Origin of the sequence: Neisseria sp. P0019.S003, from assembly GCF_051957115.1 — a bacterium.
Lineage (GTDB): Bacteria > Pseudomonadota > Gammaproteobacteria > Burkholderiales > Neisseriaceae > Neisseria > Neisseria flavescens_D.
The window spans coordinates 227,684-246,432 of record NZ_JBQCWT010000002.1; the positions used below are offsets into that span (position 1 = coordinate 227,684).

Genomic DNA, 18,749 nt, shown 5'->3' on the forward strand with positions numbered 1-18,749 from the left:
AACAAAAACCTGCCTTTGAAAAAGCAGGTTTTTTCAGACGGCCTGTGAGCCGTTAAAGATTTTGCAAACGCTCGACAGAAGGCGCGTAGTAGTAAGCACCTGATACGGCTTTAGACAAATGTTTCAACAGCAAGTCGGTTTTGCCGTCAGATTCGCCGAACATATTGAGCAGTTGAACTTCAATATTGTGCAGCGTGTTGCAATAGGAAGTGAACATCAAACCATGTTCGCCGCTGAGTTTGCCGAAGGGCAGGCTGCGACGGACGATTTTCAGGCCAACGCCGTTTTCTTTGACATTGACGCGGCCAAGATGGGAGTCGGGCAGGCGTACATCTTTGCTGAATTCGTCATTGGTTTCTTTGCTGCGGCCAACGCTGGCTTCTTGTTCGGCAGTAGGGACGGCATCCCATTTTTTCAAATCGTGCAGGTATTTTTGCAGCAAAACATAGCTGCCGCCGGCATCCGGTTTGCCTTCGGGAATAATGGCGACATTGCGCACATTGTCATCGCCCTGCGGATTTTCCGTACCATCGACAAAACCGTCCAAACCACGGTCTTCATACAGGCGCAGGCCGTGTTCTTCAGTGGCTACGCGGATGCTGTCTCCGAATGCGCTGAAAACAGATTGTGCCAAGGCATAGGCGGCTTTTTGCTCGGTGGCTTGAATGTGGATATAGAGATCGTGTTGGGTGGAGGGGGCGAGGCCGTTGCCCAATTCAGGGAAAGGTTTGATTTCACTGCCTTCGTCAGTATGGCCGAACGATTGCCATGCGCGGCTGCCAAAGGCAATGGTCAAACCCAAAATATCATTTGGAAAACGGGTTTTTAATTTGGCCAGAGCCTCCAAAGAAAGACGGCAGGCGGATTTGATGTCTTCGTTGCGGCCGTCTGAAATGTCTGCTTCGATAAAAATACCGGCTTGTGCGTGATCAGGAATAATAGCTGATTGAGGGTGGCTCATGATGATTCCTTTCAAAATATTATGGGTTTTTACGTGGGGGATTATACACTGAAAGTTTCAGACGGCCTAAAATCTGCCTTTTGATTTTTTAGGGCGGAAAGGCATGTTTGGCAAGATGTTTTTTGTGAGCGTCATTCTATTGCAAGTGTTTACATTCGGGCTCGGGCGTTCGCTGCAATGGCTGTTTGCGCCTTGGATTGGCAAAGTCGGCAGACGTTGGCTGATGGGTATTTCCTATTTCATTACAAACGGCTTGTTGGTCGGCTTGCTGCTGGAGTTGGGACATATAATGTTCCGCGTGGTGGCGTTTTGGATGGTAATCTTACTGTTTGTGATGTATGCCGCGTTGGCGACATTTATCCTGTATCTTTTGCTGCGCCGTTTTATGGCGCGCCAACCGCTGTCACGAAGTCTGCGGCTGTTTGCACCTTTGTTTGTGGCCGGTTTACTCGGTTTTGGGATGTATAACGCCTATACGCCCGTTGTCCGCCATCAAACCGTATTCATCAATAAGAAAATGGATAAGCCGCTGCGTATCGGCGTGGCCAGCGATTTGCACTTGGGGATTTTGTTTGGCGCGCGTCAATTAGACAAGCTGACGGACATCATGAAGCAGGAACAAGTCGATATGGTGTTGCTGCCGGGCGATTTGATGGACGATACCGTCGACGCGTACTTGAAAGAAAACATGAAACCGCATTTGCAGAAGCTGACTGCACCGATGGGCGTTTACGCCACTTTGGGCAATCATGACTGGTTCCGCGATCAGAAGCGTATCAAGCATGAATTGGAAGCGGCAGGTTTGACGGTTTTGGCCAATCAGGTTTTGGAAGTGAATGGTGTGTTGCTGGTAGGGCGGAGCGATGATTTGGATCGCAAGCGCCCCAGTGCGGAGCAGCTTTTGGAAGGTCAAAATACCCAATTACCGGTTTTATTGATGGACCACCGTCCTACTTCAATCGAAGCCCATGCCCGGCTGCCGATAGATGTGCAAGTTTCCGGCCATGTTCACAACGGACAAGTTGCACCTGCCAACCTTATTGTCCGTACGCTTTATCGTCTTGCTTACGGTTATGAGGCGATCGGCAACGGCCATTTCTTCACCACTTCGGGCTACGGTTTCTGGGGCATTCCCCTGCGTTTGGGTTCGCAATCAGAAGTGTGGGTTATTGACATCAAGTCAAAGCATTGAAATAGAAATATAAACTTCAGGCCGTCTTAATTTCAGACGGCCTTTTTTATGAAAATTGGGAAAAAATATTGAAATTGGATTATAATCGATGTTAATAAAATCAGCCACCGATATGAGTGGCATCATAACTAGGGAACTCACTATGGGCATTATTAGTCTTGTACTTATCTTCGTATCAATCGCCGCCGTCTTATTGTATTTCAAACAACAGTTGAAAGACCGCAAAAAAGACTGTCGCGAATCCTTTGTCTCTTTGCGCATTGCGCTCGACTGCCGACATCAGGCCGTCCGTCATGTATTGGATGCATACAGCAAACACCTGCAAGAGCAGGACATTGTATCGGATCAAAACGTTCAGCAGATGTGTGCCGAAGTCGAAACCGCATTGGCGCAAACCGCCAAAACATTTTCCGAGTCCAAAATCAAACATCTGTGTGAAGCCGAAACAGCATTGAATCATGCGCTGAAAAAATTGCAAACTGCCATCAACGGCATTTTGAAACAGTATCCTGATGAGAAATTGGCCGGTTTGATGGAAATGCTGGATGCAGCAGAAGCTGAGGTCGCATCGGCACGCCGCACTTACAACCGCAGAGCCGGAAGCTACAACCATCATTTAAACAAGCTGCCCAACCGTCTTGTCGCCAAGCCATTAGGCTTTGACAAGCAGGCAAGATTGGTTCGTTTTACGGAAAACCAAACGCAACGAATGAGCAGCAATATGTTGGCTTAAATATTAAGCAGTTTGCTGAATAAGCGATAAACAAAAGGCCGTCTGAAATATTAATTTCAGACGGCCTTTTGTGTGCTGTTAATGAAAAGCACTTAGGCTTTTGCCAATTTATTGGGCAAAGCGGATCAGGCTGTCGGCAAGCTTATCAGCTGCAGTTTCATAACCTTGTGCAGAGAAGTGAACGCCGTCTTTGGCTGCCAAGCCTTGAGCCATCCAGTTTTTCATACTGCATGCTCCGCCCATCGCATCCTGCCAAGACCAAAACATGATTTTTTCGTCACGGGCAACGCGTTGCTGCATTTGTTGTACTTCGCTGAGCAAGACAGGACGGTTGCCGCAGCTGCCGTAGGCGGTTTTCAAAGATTCCGGAGCACCGAGGATCAGGATACCTGCGTTGGGCAGGGTGTTTTTGATTTGACGGATGTAATTGCGCCATGTCCGCTCGGTAGAGGAAATATCGAGGTTGCCGGAAAAGGCTTCGTTGGTACCGTAGGCAAGGATGATTAAATCGGCTTTGGTTTGTGCCAAATCTTCCCACATACCCGGCCGCCATTTTGACCATTGAGATAACTGTGCGCCGTTGATGCCCATGGCGGAAACGGTTACGCCGCGTCCGGGGCGTTCGATATTAATGAAACCGATTTGCCAAGGCATGCTGCTGCTTAGGGTCATCGGCAGGGAAGCATTGGTACGTATCAGTTGCCAACCGTTTTGTGTGGCAGGGATTTCGCGGCCGTTGACGGTCAGGGTTTGCTCGGACCAAACCGGTTTGCCGAAAATGGAGATTTGTTGCATATCCATGCTGCCGTCGGCTGCGCTTAAGGTAACGCTGCCGCCATCGGCGCGTGCTTCAATACCGCCGAAAGAAAAATCGCTGTGTGATTTGCGGCTGCTGATGGTGTTCCAACCGCTGCCGTTGTAACGGACGGTTGCCATACGCTGGCCTTTGACAGTGTTGGGATAAACCCAACCAATGCCGCCGTTGCCCCATTGTTGTTGCAAACGGCGACGCAGGCGGTCGGTGAAATAGTCGCCGGCGGTGTGGGAGTCGCCAACTTGGATAATGCGGAATTTGCCGTCTGAAGTATGGTTGAGCTGTTGCAGTTTGTTCAGCCAGGCAGGGTGGTTGGAGCCGTAGTTGCTTAACAGGCCGTCATTGGTTGCGCAGGCGGTAATAGGGAGAGCGAGAAGCGTGAGGAGTAAGGTTTTATTAAATTTCATGGTTGTGTATCGTGTGTAAAATTAATTTTTTCCATAATTTTTCCGGCCAATAGTTTTTGGCCTTCTGCGGAAAAGTGAATGCCGTCCTTGCTGCGGTAACGGATGATTTTTCCATCTACTTTGACAGAGTCGGCATATTCTTCTGCGCCATTGCTCAATAGTTTGTCGGTCGGCAGCCAGATGGCTTGAGGCGACACCGTACCCGACAGGATTTTGTCGAGGTAGCGCATCTGTTCGTTGAGCTTGGCTTTTTTCATGTAAGGAATGCCCAGCCAAATGACTTGGACATCATGTGTGGAGGCTGCATCAAGAATACGGCGGACGCGGTTGAGATATTCTGCCTCCCATTCGGGGGAGGCGAACTTCAGGTATTTTTTACCCATCGGGAAATCCCAAGGGTCGTTGGGGCCTAAGAATACAACCAAAACGCGGATGTCGGGTTCTTTTTGCAAAGTTTGTTCGATGGTTTTCGGCCAGTCGAAGAAATTGGGGTAGGATAAACCAGTGCTTTGTTTGCTGAGGTTGACTGATTGTACGCCATATTCTTGCTTGAGGTGTTTTTGTACGAAAGGTGCAACGCCCTGCATCAGCGAGTCGCCGGCAAAGAAAACTTTATTGCCTTTTTTCAACACGACCTGTGTTGCCGACTGATCGTCCTGATTGCTTGGATCGCTGGCTGTGGTATCTGTATTGTTAGTCGCATCGGAAGCAGCAGAGTCTTTTTGATTGTCGGATACTTCAATGTTTTCCGTATTTTCAGACGGCCTTGTTGTTTCAATATCAGAGTCTTCTGAAGCTAAAGCGTCTTCTGCTTCCAGCGAAGCTTTCAGGCCGTCTGAAAATTCGTAAGCTTTTTGTTGCCAATCCGCACCGATACGCCACCAAGCGTATTCGGATAAAGGCTCAAGCGGACTATTCTCATGATAGGTCTGCTGCCAATAGGCATTGATGGAGTTTTGGGCAAACCACGTCAGCGCAACTGCACTGAGCAGAATAGAAACAAACAGGGAGATAAAGCGTTTCATGTTCTGCTCCTTAGAAGTTGGCGTAAATAAAGCCGGGAATGCCGGACGGGGCGAAGACGATAATCAGGGCAAGGATCAGCGTGATGGGGATAAACCACAGCCATGCAGGCAGTTTGTCCAAGCCTTTTACCGATGCTTTAAATAAGCGAAGCAAATACGGGTACAGTAAAAGCATCAGTGCAAATGTACCCAGCAACATGAGGTCGGTCGGCAGAGGCGCGTTCCAACCTTTGTCATTGGCAAATAAGGCGCTGAACAGCATTTCCGTATCGGCAAGCGTTGCGCTGTTGAACACGACAAAAGCGAAACAAACGAAATGGAAAGTAAACAGCCAGGCGAGCGGTTTGCCGATTTTCAGACGGCCTAAGGCATTGCGGCCGACGATTTTATCGCCGCAATTAAGAAATACTAAAGCCGCACCGTGCAGCGCGCCCCAAATTAAAAAGCTCCAGCCATAGCCATGCCAAATGCCGGAAAGCAACATGGCAATCATCAGATTGAGCTGGGTGCGGCCGAAGCCTTTTTTGCTGCCGCCCAAAGGGATATAGATATAGTCGCGAATCCAAGTGGACAGGCTGATGTGCCATCTGTCCCAGAAGTCGCGGATGTTGATGGCGCGAAGCGGCGCGGCAAAGTTTTTCGGCAGCTGGAAGCCGAGCAGCATGGCCAGGCCGATGACCAAATCCGAGTAGCCGGAAAAGTCGAAAAAGAGTTGGAAGGTGTAGCCATAAATCGCAGACAACACGCCCCAGCCGTCGAACTGGGCCGGATTTTCAAAAACAGGCGATACCCAGCCTTCCGCCAATACGCCGGCAAGCCACCACTTTTTGGCAATGCCCAACACAATCAGGCCGACCGCCAACGCTGGATAAATCAGTTGGCGTGCCTGTTTGGTGCGGATTTGCGCCAATGCGCCTGCCTGTTCTCCGTCTATGCTTTTAAAAGCGGCCGCACGGATAATCGGGCCGGATGTGATGGTGGGGAAGAAGCTCAGATGCAGTAGGAGCTCGTGCCATTCAAAACGGTCTCCCTTAGGCTCGCGGTAGCAATACACCAAGTAAGCCAGCGATTGGAAAGTGTAATAAGACAAGCCCAGAGGCAAAAGGATGTCGATGACGGTGCTTTGCCCCGTATATTGCTGAATAATCGGGCGGAAAAAGTCAAAATATTTGAAGAAACACAAAACAGTCAATGCCGCTGAAATACCGCAACCCAGCCAAAATTTGCGGATATTCTCGTTTTCAGAAAACATCAGTACGCTGACCAGGTAAACCACAGACGAGTAAACCAAAATCAGCGCGGCAAAAATAGGGTCGATACGGTAAAGCCAGCCCAGTCCGGCAACCAAAAGTAAAACATTTTGAACTTGCGGCAAACGTGCAAATGCCCAGTACAACGGCAAAAACATGATAAAAAATACCGCAAATTCAATAGACAGCAACGGCATGACAATTCCTTGATGTGTTTAAACTTTCAAACTTTTCGATTGATTGTTATTTTTTGGCGTTAAGTTTGGCACGGATAACTTCGACTACCGCGGGTAAAATCGAAATCACGATGATTGCCGCCATGACTAAGCCCAGATTGTTTTTGACGACGGGGATATTGGCGAAGAAGTAGCCTGCATAGGAAAACGACAATACCCACAACACTGCGCCGATAATGTTGTAACGGATAAACGTGCCATAGTGCATATCGCCCATGCCTGCGACAAATGGCGCAAACGTCCGCACAATCGGCACAAAGCGCGCAATGATGATGGTTTTGCCGCCGTGTTTTTCATAGAACGCATGGGTTTTTTCCAAATACGAACGGCGGAAAATTTTGGAATCAGGATTGGCAAACAGTTTTTGTCCAAAATACTTGCCGATCATAAAATTGGCCGCATCGCCTAAAATGGCGGCCGCTAAGAGCAGCAATACCATGACGTGGATATTCATGCCGCCGATGGCCGCAATACCGCCTGCGGCAAACAGCAGTGAGTCGCCGGGTAAAAATGGCGTTACGACCAAACCGGTTTCGCAGAAAATTACAACAAACAAAATCGCGTAAATCCACGGGCCGTATTGGGCAGAGAGGTGGACAAGGTGTTGGTCGATATGGAGGATGAAATCAATAAGGGTAGAAATCACTAGGGTTCCCCAAATAAAAAGGCCGTCTGAAAAAGAACAGACAAATGTTTCGGCGAGAAGTTCGACATTGTAAAACCAAAGCGGAATAAAACCAATGCCGTGAGCGCGTCAAGATATGTTTAGAAGTGCAGATATGTTGCAGGTATAGGCTTCAGACGGCCTTTATCCTTGATGGTGGACGGCAAAACAACGTAAAATAAAGCCGATTTCAACCTAACCGGTGCGCCTTTGTGAACCAGCTCATCTTCGATTTTGCCAGCCATGATTATCCCGGCTTCGACAAGTTTCTGGGAACAGAAAATGCCGAGCTGGTGTATGTGTTGCAGCACAAACATGGGCAATTTATCTATGTTTGGGGCGAAGAGGGCGCAGGCAAAAGCCATCTCTTGCAGGCATGGGTCGCCCAGGCGCTCGATGCCGGACGAAATGCCCTCTATATCGATGCCGCCGCCACGCCGCTGACAGAAGCCGCGTTGGATGCGGAATATCTTGCCATTGACCAAATCGAAAAGCTTAATAATGAAGAACAGGCTTTACTGTTTGCCATCTTCAACCGCTTCCGCAACAGCGGCAAAGGCTTTTTGCTTTTGAGTTCCGAATATACGCCGCAGCAACTCGTTATCCGCGAAGACCTGCGCACACGCATGGCGTATTGCTTGGTTTACGAAGTCAAACCGCTGACCGACCGGGAAAAAATCGATGCGCTCGTCAGCATGGCCGCCGCCCGCCAGGTAACCATCGATCCGGAAATCTTCGAATACCTGCTGAACCATTGGCGGCGCGATATGGACAGCCTGATGCAAATGCTCGATACCCTCGACAACTACGCCGTTATGATGGGCAAGCGCATTACTTTGCCGCTTTTGCGCCAGCTTTTAAAACAACAGGAAACCCAATGAAAAACCTTGCCATTTTCGACCTCGACAATACTTTAATCAATACCGATTCGGATCACTCCTGGCCGCAATACCTGATTAAAAAGGGCATAGTGGATGCGGCTGAAACCGAGGCGCAAAATGAAAAGTTCTACCAAGACTATCAAAACGGTTGTCTTGATATCGATGCTTTCCTCAAATTCCATCTCGCGCCTTTGGCCCGTTTCAGCAAGGAAGAATTGGCTGAGTTTCACCGCGAGTTTATGGCCGAATATATTGTTCCGCATATTTCACCGATGCAGCGTATGTTGGTGCAAAGCCATCAAATGGCGGGCGATGAAATGTTGGTTATTTCTTCGACCAACGAATTTATCATTACCCCTATCTGCCATCTTTTCGGTATTCACAACGTCATCGGCACACAGCTTGAAACCGGTGAAGACGGCCGATATACCGGCAACTATGTCGGTACGCCCAGCCTGAAAGAAGGCAAAATTACCCGATTGAACCAATGGCTTGCCGAGCGAGGCGAGACCTTTGAAAGCTACGGTAAGGTTTATTTTTACAGCGACTCCAAAAACGATTTGCCGTTGCTGCGTATTGTGGACGAACCTGTCGCCGTCAATCCGGATGCAGAGCTGGAAAAAGAAGCCAAAGCAAAAGGTTGGCCGATTTTGAATTTCAAATAACGACGAATCAGGCCGTCTGAAATATTTAACCTAACCACAACCTAATAAGGACTAAAACATGAAAACGACTAAACTCCTCGCCTCAGCCCTGTTGTTTGCCGCTGTATTCGGTACTGCACAAGCAGCCGATACCGAAACTCTGGAAGCCATGAAAGCGCAAAACGGCAGCGTTAAAACCGTTTTGATGGATGTCTTCACAACTCCTGCCGGCAACGTTGACCGCGTGAATATCATTCAATCCAGCGGCAATCCTGAAATGGACGAACGCGCAGTGAAAAGCGTTTCTAAATATCCTTATCCGAAACGCAAAACCGCCTCTAAATACCAACATACCGTTACTTTTGAGACCAATGTTGAAGTAATCAACAACTGATTTGGACGCAAGGCCGTCTGAAAGACAGAAGGCGTTTTGATTGGGAAATTCCCTGTCAAAACGCCGTTTTATTCTTTAAACAAGTATAACCAAAATTGCCGTAAAACCACACGTTCCGGTGCTATACTGAAACAAATAAACCGCTTCATCACACATCATGTCTCCCCGTTCAGTTACCATTACTTCCTACAATATGCACAAAGGCATGTCTGCGCTCAACCGCAAAGTGCAGGTCAACCGCATGGCTGACGCGCTGGGTGCATTGGGTTCGGACGTTTTGTTTTTACAAGAAGTCCAAGGACAACATCTCAACAGAAGCCGCCGTACCGACTTCCCCGATGCGCCGCATTACGACATCATCGGCGACAGCCTCGATTATCATCGCAGCTACGGCAAAAATGCCGTGTATCCCAAACGACACCACGGCAACGCCATTCTCAGCCGCCTGCCGCTGAAAACGGAAAACAACCTCAACATCAGCGTCAACAAACTCGAACAACGCGGTCTGTTGCATTGCGAAGTCGTGCCCGAAGGTTGGGAAGATCCGCTGGTGTGTTTGTGCGTCCATCTCAACCTGCGCGAGCCGGATCGTCTCAAACAATACCGAGCCATCAGCGACTACGTTGGTCGATATATTCGTCCGGAAAGCCCGTTGATTATCGCCGGAGATTTTAATGACTGGCGGCAGAAATCAGCGCGTGAGCTGGGCAGGGCATTAGATTTGAACGAAGTATTTGTCGATAATACAGGTAAACGCCCCAAAACCTTCCCTTCGCGCCTGCCCATCCTCAGCCTCGACCGCATTTACACGCGCAATCTTGATGTCATCGATTCTGAAATCCACAACAGTAAAGACTGGCAGCATTTGTCAGATCATCTGCCATTGAGTGTAACGGTTAGACCTCATCGTAAAATGAATATGAAATCAGATAGAAAAATGCAAGGCTGAAATTTTTTTAAAACACTATTGGCAATAGATTGAAAGAAAAAGTTTTTTCGCTCAGATATTTGAGACAAAAACAGGCCGTCTGAAAAATTTCAGACGGCCTGTTTAAGTTTATAAAAAAGCGCAAACCTTTTTATATCAAAAGTTTGCGCTTTAAATCTGGTGGAGGCGGGGGGAATCGAACCCCCGTCCGAAAGTCCTCTACAGAGCGTTCTACATACTTAGTTGTGTCTATTTAGAATCTCGTCCCCATCATGCCGACCAACAGGCCTTCAGAGAACCAGTTACCTTAAATCTCGTTTCCTGCCAAGTAACCCGACAGAAAACCAGTCAATGTAGAATGACGTTGCGGTAGCTTGCGCTACACAGCCCATTGACCAACTGCTGCAACGGCAGGCCTTAAGCGGCCAGTGCGTAAGTTTCGTCGTTTGCGACTATTTAAATTCAGTGTTTAACGGGAAATCTGAGACCCCGGTATGCCCGCATCTGCTTTGCAACCCCCGTCGAAACCAAGATCGCCCCCAGATAGGAAAGGTTGATTATACGCATGTCAGCAGGCTTTGCCAAGTTGCTGTTTGATTAAAAAGGCCGTCTGAACAGCGGTTTGCTTTTTCAGACGGCCTCTTTGTTTAGGTTTATTGATGGTAGTTTTGCAAGAAGCGTTTGAGTTTGTCCATGGCTTCTTCGATTTGATGAACGGGCGGCAGGGTAACGATACGGAAGTGGTCGGGGCGTATCCAGTTAAAGCCTGTGCCTTGTACGAACAGGACTTTTTCACGTACGAGTAAGTCGTAGATGAATTTCATGTCGTCGTGGATGCTGTACATTTCGGTATCGATTTTGGGGAACATATACAATGCGCCCATGGGTTTGACGCAGGATATGCCCGGAATCTGGTTGACCAGTTCCCATGCTTTGTTGCGTTGCTCGAGCAGGCGGCCGCCGGGGAGGAGGAATTCGTTGATGCTTTGGTATCCGCCCAAGGCCGTCTGAATGGCGTGTTGCATGGGTGTGGTGGCACAAAGGCGCATAGACGAGAGCATGTCGAGGCCTTCGATATAGCCCTTGGCATGATGTTTCGGGCCGTTGAGTACCATCCAGCCTTGGCGGAAACCGGCCACGCGGTAGGCTTTGGAGAGGCCGTTAAACGTAATGGTCAGTAAGTCGGGGGCGAGGGCGGCAATGTGATGGTGTACGGCACCATCGTAAAGAATTTTGTCGTAAATTTCATCGGCAAAAATAATCAGGCCGTGTTTACGCGCCAATTCGGCGATTTCAAGCAGGATTTCTTTGCTGTACACCGCGCCGGTAGGGTTGTTGGGGTTGATGATGACGATGGCTTTGGTTTTCGGTGTAATTTTGGCTTCTATATCGGCCAGATTCGGGAACCAGTCGTTTTCTTCGTCACACAAATAATGACGCACATTGCCGCCGGCCAGTGTTGCAGCGGCGGTCCACAGTGGATAGTCAGGTGCAGGAATCAGGATTTCATCGCCGTCGTTGAGCAATGCCTGCATGGACATGGTGATCAGCTCGGACACGCCGTTGCCGATGTAAACGTCGTTGACGGTAACGTCGAGCAGTCCTTTGGTTTGATAGTAATGAACGATGGCTTTGCGTGCGGAATAAAGACCTTTGGAGTCGCAATAGCCTTGAGAAGTGGGCAGGTTGCGGATAACGTCAACCAAAATTTCATCAGGCGCTTCAAAGCCGAACGGGGCAGGGTTGCCGATATTGAGCTTGAGGATTTTGTTGCCTTCTTCTTCCAGTTGCAGGGCTTTTTTATGAACCGGGCCGCGGATGTCGTAGCAAACGTGGTCCAGTTTTGATGATTTGGGGAATTTCTCCATGATGTGTGTTCCGTAAAATTGTAGACAATGGGATAAATGTACTCTTTTTGCGGGTAAATTAAAAGGGTTTCAGACGGCCAAAGCTTACTTATTGTGCGCTTCGGCACGGCGAACCGTCACGCTTTTGCCACCTATGCCCCAGTTGTCCATATCGATTTCGTCAATAACGACGACGGTCGTCTCGGGATTTTTGTTGAGAACGCGTGAGAGTAATTCGGTTACTCCGCGGATTAATTCGGCTTTTTGCTCTGCACTCGGGGCTTCGCTGCCGCCGGTTACTTTGATGTTGACGTAGGGCATGGCTTTTTCCTTTTAAAATAGTGTTCACATGTTATCTTATTTTTATCAGGCCGTCTGAAATTTGATTGCAGGATTTTTCATTGCTCATGACTGCTTTTACAAAGAATTAAGTTTTTTGGAATAGATTGTTTTTACAATGCGGTTTTATTTTGGATGGATATCGTCATGAACCGTTTTCTTCAGACTTTGATTGTGGCTGCACCGATGGTGATTGCCGCGCCTTATGTGGCGGCGGAAACGCATCCGGCGCAAAAACAGATGCAGCAGAACATTGATGCCGTGTTGAAAATTGCACGTAACACGTCTTTGACAGAAGCGCAGCGTGTGAAACAGGTTGAGCAGTATGCCAACCGTTATCTGGATTATGAGCGTATTTCGGCTTTGGCTGTCGGCGCGCCATGGCGTGAATTTTCTGCCAAACAGAAAACCGATTTTATCCGTGCATTCAAAGATATGGTGATTGCGATGTACTCGCATTCTGCGTTGATTGGTGCGGCGGATGCGAATGTGCGCCTGTTGCCGAAGATGACGGCAAACGGCAATAAGTTTGACGTTTTCTCAGAAATTCAAACCAAAAAAGGCACCAAGTATGAAGTAGCCTACCAGCTTTACCAAAGCGGCGGTGCGTATAAGATTTACAACATCCGCGTGGACGGTACCAGCTTGGTAACGGTATACCGAAATCAATTTGGCGAGCTGATTAAGAACAAAGGCATTGACGGTACGATTGCGACTGTCGAAGCCAAGGGCTTGAAGAAACAATAAGGCAGATTGATAAAAAGGCCGTCTGAATATTCAGACGGCCTTTTTGTGTTACGGGCTGATTAAGCACGTTTGCGGAATTCGCCGGTACGGGTATCGATTTCGACTTTGTCGCCGTTTTCGATGTAAGACATCACTTGGATTTCAGTGCCGCCAACCAGACGTGCGGTTTTCATTACTTTACCGGAGGTATCGCCTTTAACGGCAGGCTCGGTGTATTCAACTTCGCGAACGATGATGGTAGGCAATTCTACGGAGATTGGGTTGCCTTCGTAGAAAGTAACTTCGCATTGGTCTTCCATGCCGTCAACGATGAATTTCAACGCGTCGCCGATGTTGTCAGCTTCGATTTCGTATTGGTTGAATTCTTCGTCCATGAAGACGTACATTGGGTCGGCAAAGTAGCTGTAAGTACAGTTTTTGCGGGCCAAGATTACGACGTCGAATTTGTCGTCGGCTTTGTAAATGGTTTCGGAAGCGGCACCGGTCAGCAGGTTTTTCAGTTTCATGCTGACTTTGGCGGAAGAGCGGCCGCCTTTGATGTATTCGGTTTTTTGAACGACCATAGGATCGTTGCCGACCATGAATACGTTGCCGGCGCGCAGTTCTTGTGCTGTTTTCATTGTGGTTTTCCAATCAAATCGGTTGTAATAAAACGCGCTATTTTAGCGTATTTTTTTGTGCTTTGAAATAAAGGCGGCAAGTTTTTCAACGGCACTTTTTTGAGCAAAAAGTCCGTCCCGCCATTTTGCCGCGCTTTGCCGCCATTCATTTTGGTGTGCAGTCAGGGTTTGCCATGCCTGCAGGCGCTGGCTGTCGCTGAGTGCTTCTCCGTTGTTGAGTTCATCGGAAAGGTGGTGGTGTGCCGTGGCGACAACATCCGGATAAACCTGATGCGCTTTGTCCCAAAACGCGTGCAGTTTGTCGAGATGGATATTTTCTTCTTGCGGATAGATGTGCCAAAAGAAAGGCTTTCCGGCAAGTTGGGCACGAACAAAGCTGTCTTCGCCGCGTATGACGGCGCCGTCGGCAAGGTTGAGCAGTTTGTCGAAATCTTGTTGGGCAACGAAAGGGATTTTGTTCAGGGTAACGTGTTCGCTCTGATACACATCGCCGTCTTCAAGCAGGGCGTTTTGCGGCACTAGGCCGCTGTTTTTCAGGCTGGCGATGATTTGTGTACCTGCAAGTAGCAGGGTAATGGGTTGGCCGGCCTGTTGCCACATAGTCAGCCATTTTGCCCAAATATCGCTTTGATAGCCGAAAAGCAGCCACTCGGACGCGTTTTTTGCGGGAAGTTTGAGTTGTCGGCGTAAGGCTTCCGTATCAAATCCGGCAGATTCGGCGTAATCGCGTTCGCGCAGCAGGCCACCGCTTTTTTCGCTGAAACCCATAAACCAAAAATATTTCTGTATGCCGCCGGCTTGAGGCGAGGGCATTAAGTGCAGCCTCTCGTTGCTGTCTTCCGCGCTGAGGTATTCCCAGTTGAGCCAAAGCGGTCGGTCTTGGTGGATGATGGATTGAGCGTTGTCGGGCAGTTCGCAGGCGAAGGTTTCGATGACAATGTCGGGTGTAGGGGCTGTATCGGTATCTTCGGCATAATCGGCTTGCCAAGCGTGAATGCCGATGCCTTGATGGATATTGGGAATCGAGGCCAAGTCAGGGCAGAGTGCCTGAAGGGATGGGAAATCGTCTGTCCACAAATGCACTTGCCAGCCGAGTTCGCGTTGCAAAACACGCGCCAGCCGCCATGAAACGCCGATGTCACCGAAGTTATCGATGACGTTGCAGAAAATCCAGCAGGTATAAGGTGGGGTGGTGTTCATGGAAAAATATGCCCAAGGCCGTCTGAAAACATCAGAATGCGCCGAAATAGTGGAACAAATAAACAATCAGCAAAACAATCGGGATAAACATCCAAATGTTTTGCCGTTTCAATTCAGGCTCTTGTTTGAGGTGGTGTTTGATGACGTCAAAGAGGACGAATTTGAATAGGAACGTGGCTTCGCAGGCAAGGATGATGCCGTTGATGAGGTGTTGCGTTTTGTCTTCGGGCGGGTTGAGGGCAAACCACAAAAGGGTGGCGAGCGGAATCAGGCAGACAACGAGCCAGCGCAGAAGGATGGGTTTGGACATGGTGTGTGTGCAAGAAATAAAAAGGGCATTATACCCTGTCGTCTTTCAGACAAGTGCAAATCAGGCTATCATTCGTTTTATTTGAAGCGAACATTTATCCCTATGCAAACCCAAGCCATCATCCGCCATATTGTTCAATGGCTCAAAGATTACGCCGAGCAGGCGCGTGCCAAAGGTTTTGTCATCGGCGTATCCGGCGGCATCGATTCTGCCGTGGTTTCCACACTTGCTGCGCAAACCGGTTTGTCGGTTTTGTTGTTGGAAATGCCGATTCGTCAGAAAGCCGACCAAGTCAACCGCGCGCAAGAACACATGGGCCGTCTGAAACAGCGTTATCCCAATGTGAAAGCGCAAAGTGTCGACTTGACCCAAACTTTCGATACGTTTGCCGATACCGTTGATGTCAGCGAAACCGAATTTCCCAACAAACAGTTAGCACTTGCCAATGCACGCAGCCGCCTGCGCATGACGACGCTTTATTATTACGGCCAGCTGCATGGTTTGCTGGTGGCGGGGACAGGCAACAAAATTGAAGATTTCGGCGTCGGTTTCTTCACCAAATACGGCGACGGCGGCGTGGACATCAGCCCGATTGCCGATTTGACCAAAACTCAAGTGTACGCGCTGGCAGCCGAACTGGACGTATCGGAAGACATTCAAAAAGCCGTACCGACGGACGGACTTTGGGATACCGAGCGTACCGATGAAGAGCAAATGGGCGCATCTTATCCAGAACTCGAATGGGCGATGAGCGTGTACGACAGTCACAAGCCTGAAGATTTTGAGGGCAGACAGCGCGAAGTTTTGGCAATCTATACCCGATTGCACAAAGCCATGCAGCACAAAGTCAATCCGATTCCGGTTTGCAAGATTCCGGAAGAGTTGTTTTAAGTTTGAACATCAAAAGGCCGTCTGAAAACGCTGGATTAAGGTTTTCAGACGGCCTTTTATATTTTATTTCAATAAGAATTGGGAATATGCTTGAAAAACAGCATCATCAGATACCAAAACAGCGTAGCCGCCGCTGCGCCCAGCAATACCCACGCGCTGATTTTGGCGATTTCACGAATGGTGCGCTTTTGTTTGCAGCTGAACAAACGGTTCACAATCAATGCCGCTATGGCGCAAAAGAAAAAAAATCGCAAAAGCCTGCCAATCATTCCACATTCTCCCAAAAATATTGCCTTTAATCAGGGCAGGCCGTCTGAAGCCTCATGCACAAAACAAAAACGAAACGTTATAATACCCCTTTTGCCGCTTCACTTGGAAATTACAAATGACAACAAATGCCTCAGTGGGCATTGTAACGCCCCAGAAAATCCCGTTTGACACACCGCTTGCTCTGGAAAACGGCAAAACCTTACCCCGTTTCGACCTGATGATTGAAACCTACGGCACGCTCAACGCCGACAAAAGCAATGCCGTCCTTATCTGCCACGCCCTGTCAGGCAATCATCACGTTGCCGGCAAGCACAGTGCGGAGGATAAATACGCCGGCTGGTGGGACAATATGGTCGGCCCCGGCAAACCCATCGATACCGAACGCTTTTTCGTTGTCGGTTTGAACAACTTGGGCGGCTGCGACGGCAGTACCGGCCCTTTATCCGAAAATCCTGAAACCGGCCGCGAATATGGCGCGGATTTCCCTGTCGTAACCGTCAAAGACTGGGTGAAGTCCCAAGCCATGCTTGCCGATTATCTCGGCATTCAAAAATGGGCGGCCATTGTCGGCGGCAGCTTGGGCGGTATGCAGGCATTGCAATGGACGATTTCTTTGCCTGAACGCGTTGCCCACGCGCTCGTTATTGCTTCTGCGCCTAAACTCTCCACTCAAAACATCGCGTTTAACGATGTTGCCCGTCAGGCTATTTTGACCGATCCCGATTTCCATGAAGGCAATTACCGCAGCCATCAAACCGTTCCTTCACGCGGTTTGCGTATTGCGCGCATGATGGGGCACATCACCTATCTTGCCGAAGACGGCTTGGGTAAAAAATTCGGCCGCGATTTAAAATCAGACGGCTATCAGTATGGTTACGGCGTTGAATTTGAAGTGGAATCTTATCTTCGCTATCAAGGCGACAAGTTTGTCGGCCGCTTTGATGCCAACACTTATCTGCTGATGACCAAGGCACTCGACTATTTTGACCCGGCCGCCGATTACGGCCACAACCTCACGCGCGCCGTAGAGAATGTGCAGGCCAAGTTTTTTGTTGCCAGCTTCAGCACCGACTGGCGCTTCTCGCCGCAACGTTCGCATGAATTGGTCAAGGCATTAATCGCCGCGCAAAAATCCGTGCAATACATTGAAGTCAAATCTAATCACGGCCACGATGCCTTCTTGATGGAAGACGAAGCCTATATCCGCGCGGTTGCCGCTTATATGAACAACGTTTACAAGGACTGCCAACAATGAATCTGCGCGACGATTTGCAACTCATTTACGATTGGATACCCGAAGGCAGTCGCGTACTCGATTTAGGCTGCGGCGATGGCGAACTGTTGGCCGCGTTGGTGGAACATAAAAATTGCACTGGTTACGGCGTTGAAATCGATACCGACAGCGTGATTGCCGCCATATCCCGCGGTGTGAACGTCATTCAAGCCGATTTGGAAGAAGGTTTGGTGGCTTTTGGCGATCAAAGCTTTGATGTGATTGTCTTGAGCCAAACCATTCAGGCGATGCAGAACACGGAAAAAATCCTGCGCTGCCTGATGCGCGTGGCCAAGCAGGCTATTGTCAGCTTCCCTAACTTCGGCTACTGGCGCAACCGCTTTCAAATCGCTATTGGCGGCCATATGCCGGTTTCCGAGCGGATGCCGTATCATTGGTACGATACGCCCAATATCCATTGGTGTACCCTCAAAGACTTTGATTTGCTGTGTGCCAAAAATAAAATCCGCGTGTTGGAACGTGCGGTCATGACCGGCAATAAACAGATTAAACATCTGCCGAATTTATTGGGCAGCCTGGCGTTTTATCGTGTAGGTTGATTGCGGTAATCAATAGGGCCGTCTGAACAGGTAATCACGAAAGCATGGCTTTTGCAAATACCTGTTCAGACGGCCTTTTATTATTAAAGTCGGTTTAAGCCTGTTTCAGTTTTTCCAACAAGGCCAAACTGCCGGCATCGACCAGACGGTAGGTTTCGTCAAAGTCGCCTGTGTACCACGGATCGGGAACGTGGTTGTAACCTGAATCGGGGATAAGGTCGGTCAGTTTGAAGATTTTGCCGGGGTGGAAGCCGAGCTGCTTTTCGGTTTCTCTGAGGTTGTTGTCGTCCATCACGATGATGTAGTCGAAATGTTCGGCATCGCTGGGTTTGATTTTGCTGCTGGTAAAGCCTGACGGGTCGATGCTGTGTTGCTTGAGCGCGCGGCGCGTGCCTTCGTGCATGTTTTCGCCATCGTGCCAGCCTGATGTGCCTGCGCTGGCAGTAATGACGGCATTGCCCATGCCTGCTTCGCGGGCGCGGTGGCGCAGGACATATTCGGCCATGGGGGAGCGGCAGATGTTGCCGAGGCAGACGAAAAGGATTTTGTGGGTTTTCATATGC

Annotated in this window: 22 protein-coding genes and 1 other RNA gene; 10 read left to right on the forward strand and 13 right to left on the reverse strand. The window is 49.1% G+C overall.

The features are described from left to right. Positions 1–52 precede the first annotated feature (52 nt). Positions 53–961: a Dyp-type peroxidase gene (locus ACTHTS_RS04190; RefSeq protein WP_070459946.1), complete on the reverse strand. Its 909-nt coding sequence runs from the start codon at positions 959–961 to the stop codon at positions 53–55. A gap of 103 nt (positions 962–1,064) precedes the next feature. Here ACTHTS_RS04190 and ACTHTS_RS04195 point away from each other — a divergent pair, with 103 nt between their 5' ends. Then, positions 1,065–2,153, forward strand: coding sequence for a metallophosphoesterase (locus ACTHTS_RS04195; protein ID WP_440369311.1), 1,089 nt, complete (start codon positions 1,065–1,067; stop codon positions 2,151–2,153). A gap of 142 nt (positions 2,154–2,295) precedes the next feature. Then, positions 2,296–2,886 (forward strand): LemA family protein, encoded by a 591-nt coding sequence (locus tag ACTHTS_RS04200; protein ID WP_440369312.1) that lies wholly within the window; start codon positions 2,296–2,298, stop codon positions 2,884–2,886. A 108-nt stretch (positions 2,887–2,994) separates the two neighbouring features. Here the strand turns inward: ACTHTS_RS04200 and ACTHTS_RS04205 are convergent, their stop codons facing one another. From ACTHTS_RS04205 to ACTHTS_RS04220, 4 genes are read right to left on the reverse strand one after another with little or no spacing between them, the layout of a single operon-like run. Further along, positions 2,995–4,107 carry an SGNH/GDSL hydrolase family protein gene (locus tag ACTHTS_RS04205; protein ID WP_440369313.1) on the reverse strand — a complete coding sequence of 371 codons (1,113 nt, stop codon included), beginning with the start codon at positions 4,105–4,107 and terminating at the stop codon, positions 2,995–2,997. Then, positions 4,104–5,132, reverse strand: a complete 1,029-nt coding sequence (patB, locus tag ACTHTS_RS04210; protein ID WP_440369314.1) for a peptidoglycan O-acetyltransferase PatB — start codon at positions 5,130–5,132, stop codon at positions 4,104–4,106. The genes ACTHTS_RS04205 and patB overlap by 4 nt, the downstream gene beginning before the upstream one ends. Positions 5,133–5,142: 10 nt before the next feature. After that, the gene (locus tag ACTHTS_RS04215) at positions 5,143–6,579 is read right to left on the reverse strand and encodes an MBOAT family O-acyltransferase (protein ID WP_440369315.1); all 1,437 of its coding nucleotides are present in this window, start codon (positions 6,577–6,579) and stop codon (positions 5,143–5,145) included. A gap of 46 nt (positions 6,580–6,625) precedes the next feature. Further along, the gene (locus ACTHTS_RS04220) at positions 6,626–7,264 is read right to left on the reverse strand and encodes a DedA family protein (RefSeq protein ID WP_070592086.1); all 639 of its coding nucleotides are present in this window, start codon (positions 7,262–7,264) and stop codon (positions 6,626–6,628) included. A 230-nt stretch (positions 7,265–7,494) separates the two neighbouring features. On the opposite strand from ACTHTS_RS04220, the gene hda reads away from it, so the two are divergent. The 4 genes from hda to ACTHTS_RS04240 all read left to right on the forward strand — a co-directional run bounded on the left by hda (position 7,495) and on the right by ACTHTS_RS04240 (position 10,150). Then, a complete protein-coding gene (gene hda / locus ACTHTS_RS04225) occupies positions 7,495–8,163 on the forward strand; it encodes a DnaA regulatory inactivator Hda (RefSeq protein ID WP_003682428.1) in 669 nt (222 codons plus the stop codon). Beyond that, positions 8,160–8,828 (forward strand): HAD family hydrolase, encoded by a 669-nt coding sequence (locus ACTHTS_RS04230; RefSeq protein ID WP_070646826.1) that lies wholly within the window; start codon positions 8,160–8,162, stop codon positions 8,826–8,828. Before hda ends, ACTHTS_RS04230 begins: the two co-directional genes overlap by 4 nt. Before the next feature lie 58 nt (positions 8,829–8,886). Continuing rightward, entirely contained in the window at positions 8,887–9,201 is a 315-nt protein-coding gene (locus ACTHTS_RS04235) for a TonB family protein (RefSeq protein ID WP_003747161.1), read from the forward strand. Positions 9,202–9,358: 157 nt separating this feature from the next. Beyond that, positions 9,359–10,150 (forward strand): endonuclease/exonuclease/phosphatase family protein, encoded by a 792-nt coding sequence (locus ACTHTS_RS04240; RefSeq protein WP_308538305.1) that lies wholly within the window; start codon positions 9,359–9,361, stop codon positions 10,148–10,150. A gap of 157 nt (positions 10,151–10,307) precedes the next feature. Here the strand turns inward: ACTHTS_RS04240 and ssrA are convergent. The 3 genes from ssrA to ACTHTS_RS04255 form a co-directional block, all read right to left on the reverse strand. Beyond that, positions 10,308–10,670: a transfer-messenger RNA gene (ssrA, locus tag ACTHTS_RS04245) on the reverse strand. 112 nt (positions 10,671–10,782) lie between these two features. Next, positions 10,783–11,997, reverse strand: a complete 1,215-nt coding sequence (locus tag ACTHTS_RS04250) for a pyridoxal phosphate-dependent aminotransferase (protein ID WP_070646838.1) — start codon at positions 11,995–11,997, stop codon at positions 10,783–10,785. Between the two features lie 84 nt (positions 11,998–12,081). Next, on the reverse strand, positions 12,082–12,297 hold the full coding sequence (locus tag ACTHTS_RS04255; protein WP_063068770.1) for a tautomerase family protein: 216 nt from the start codon (positions 12,295–12,297) through the stop codon (positions 12,082–12,084). Between the two features lie 165 nt (positions 12,298–12,462). Here ACTHTS_RS04255 and ACTHTS_RS04260 point away from each other — a divergent pair, with 165 nt between their 5' ends. Then, entirely contained in the window at positions 12,463–13,062 is a 600-nt protein-coding gene (locus ACTHTS_RS04260) for an MlaC/ttg2D family ABC transporter substrate-binding protein (RefSeq protein WP_254323780.1), read from the forward strand. A gap of 59 nt (positions 13,063–13,121) precedes the next feature. Here ACTHTS_RS04260 and efp read toward each other — a convergent pair whose 3' ends face one another. Genes efp through ACTHTS_RS04275 form a run of 3 tightly spaced genes read right to left on the reverse strand, consistent with a single transcriptional unit; the run spans position 13,122 to position 15,192 of the window. After that, positions 13,122–13,682 carry an elongation factor P gene (gene efp / locus ACTHTS_RS04265; RefSeq protein WP_440369316.1) on the reverse strand — a complete coding sequence of 187 codons (561 nt, stop codon included), beginning with the start codon at positions 13,680–13,682 and terminating at the stop codon, positions 13,122–13,124. 42 nt (positions 13,683–13,724) lie between these two features. Next, a complete protein-coding gene (gene earP, locus ACTHTS_RS04270) occupies positions 13,725–14,882 on the reverse strand; it encodes an elongation factor P maturation arginine rhamnosyltransferase EarP (protein WP_440369317.1) in 1,158 nt (385 codons plus the stop codon). 31 nt (positions 14,883–14,913) lie between these two features. Then, complete coding sequence (locus ACTHTS_RS04275) at positions 14,914–15,192, reverse strand: hypothetical protein (protein ID WP_377073023.1); 279 nt, start codon at positions 15,190–15,192, stop codon at positions 14,914–14,916. Positions 15,193–15,294: 102 nt separating this feature from the next. Between ACTHTS_RS04275 and nadE the strand changes: the two genes are divergently transcribed. Continuing rightward, positions 15,295–16,083: an NAD(+) synthase gene (gene nadE, locus ACTHTS_RS04280; RefSeq protein ID WP_440369450.1), complete on the forward strand. Its 789-nt coding sequence runs from the start codon at positions 15,295–15,297 to the stop codon at positions 16,081–16,083. 68 nt (positions 16,084–16,151) lie between these two features. Here the strand turns inward: nadE and ACTHTS_RS04285 are convergent, their stop codons facing one another. Further along, positions 16,152–16,352: a protein MIGRI gene (locus tag ACTHTS_RS04285; RefSeq protein WP_137040909.1), complete on the reverse strand. Its 201-nt coding sequence runs from the start codon at positions 16,350–16,352 to the stop codon at positions 16,152–16,154. 116 nt (positions 16,353–16,468) lie between these two features. On the opposite strand from ACTHTS_RS04285, the gene metX reads away from it, so the two are divergent. Both metX and metW read left to right on the forward strand, forming a co-directional pair. Next, on the forward strand, positions 16,469–17,608 hold the full coding sequence (metX, locus tag ACTHTS_RS04290; RefSeq protein WP_440369318.1) for a homoserine O-succinyltransferase MetX: 1,140 nt from the start codon (positions 16,469–16,471) through the stop codon (positions 17,606–17,608). Next, entirely contained in the window at positions 17,605–18,186 is a 582-nt protein-coding gene (gene metW / locus ACTHTS_RS04295) for a methionine biosynthesis protein MetW (RefSeq protein WP_003684992.1), read from the forward strand. Before metX ends, metW begins: the two co-directional genes overlap by 4 nt. A 94-nt stretch (positions 18,187–18,280) precedes the next feature. On the opposite strand, the gene ACTHTS_RS04300 is transcribed toward metW, so the two are convergent. After that, positions 18,281–18,745, reverse strand: coding sequence for a low molecular weight protein-tyrosine-phosphatase (locus ACTHTS_RS04300; protein WP_440369319.1), 465 nt, complete (start codon positions 18,743–18,745; stop codon positions 18,281–18,283). Positions 18,746–18,749: the final 4 nt, after the last annotated feature.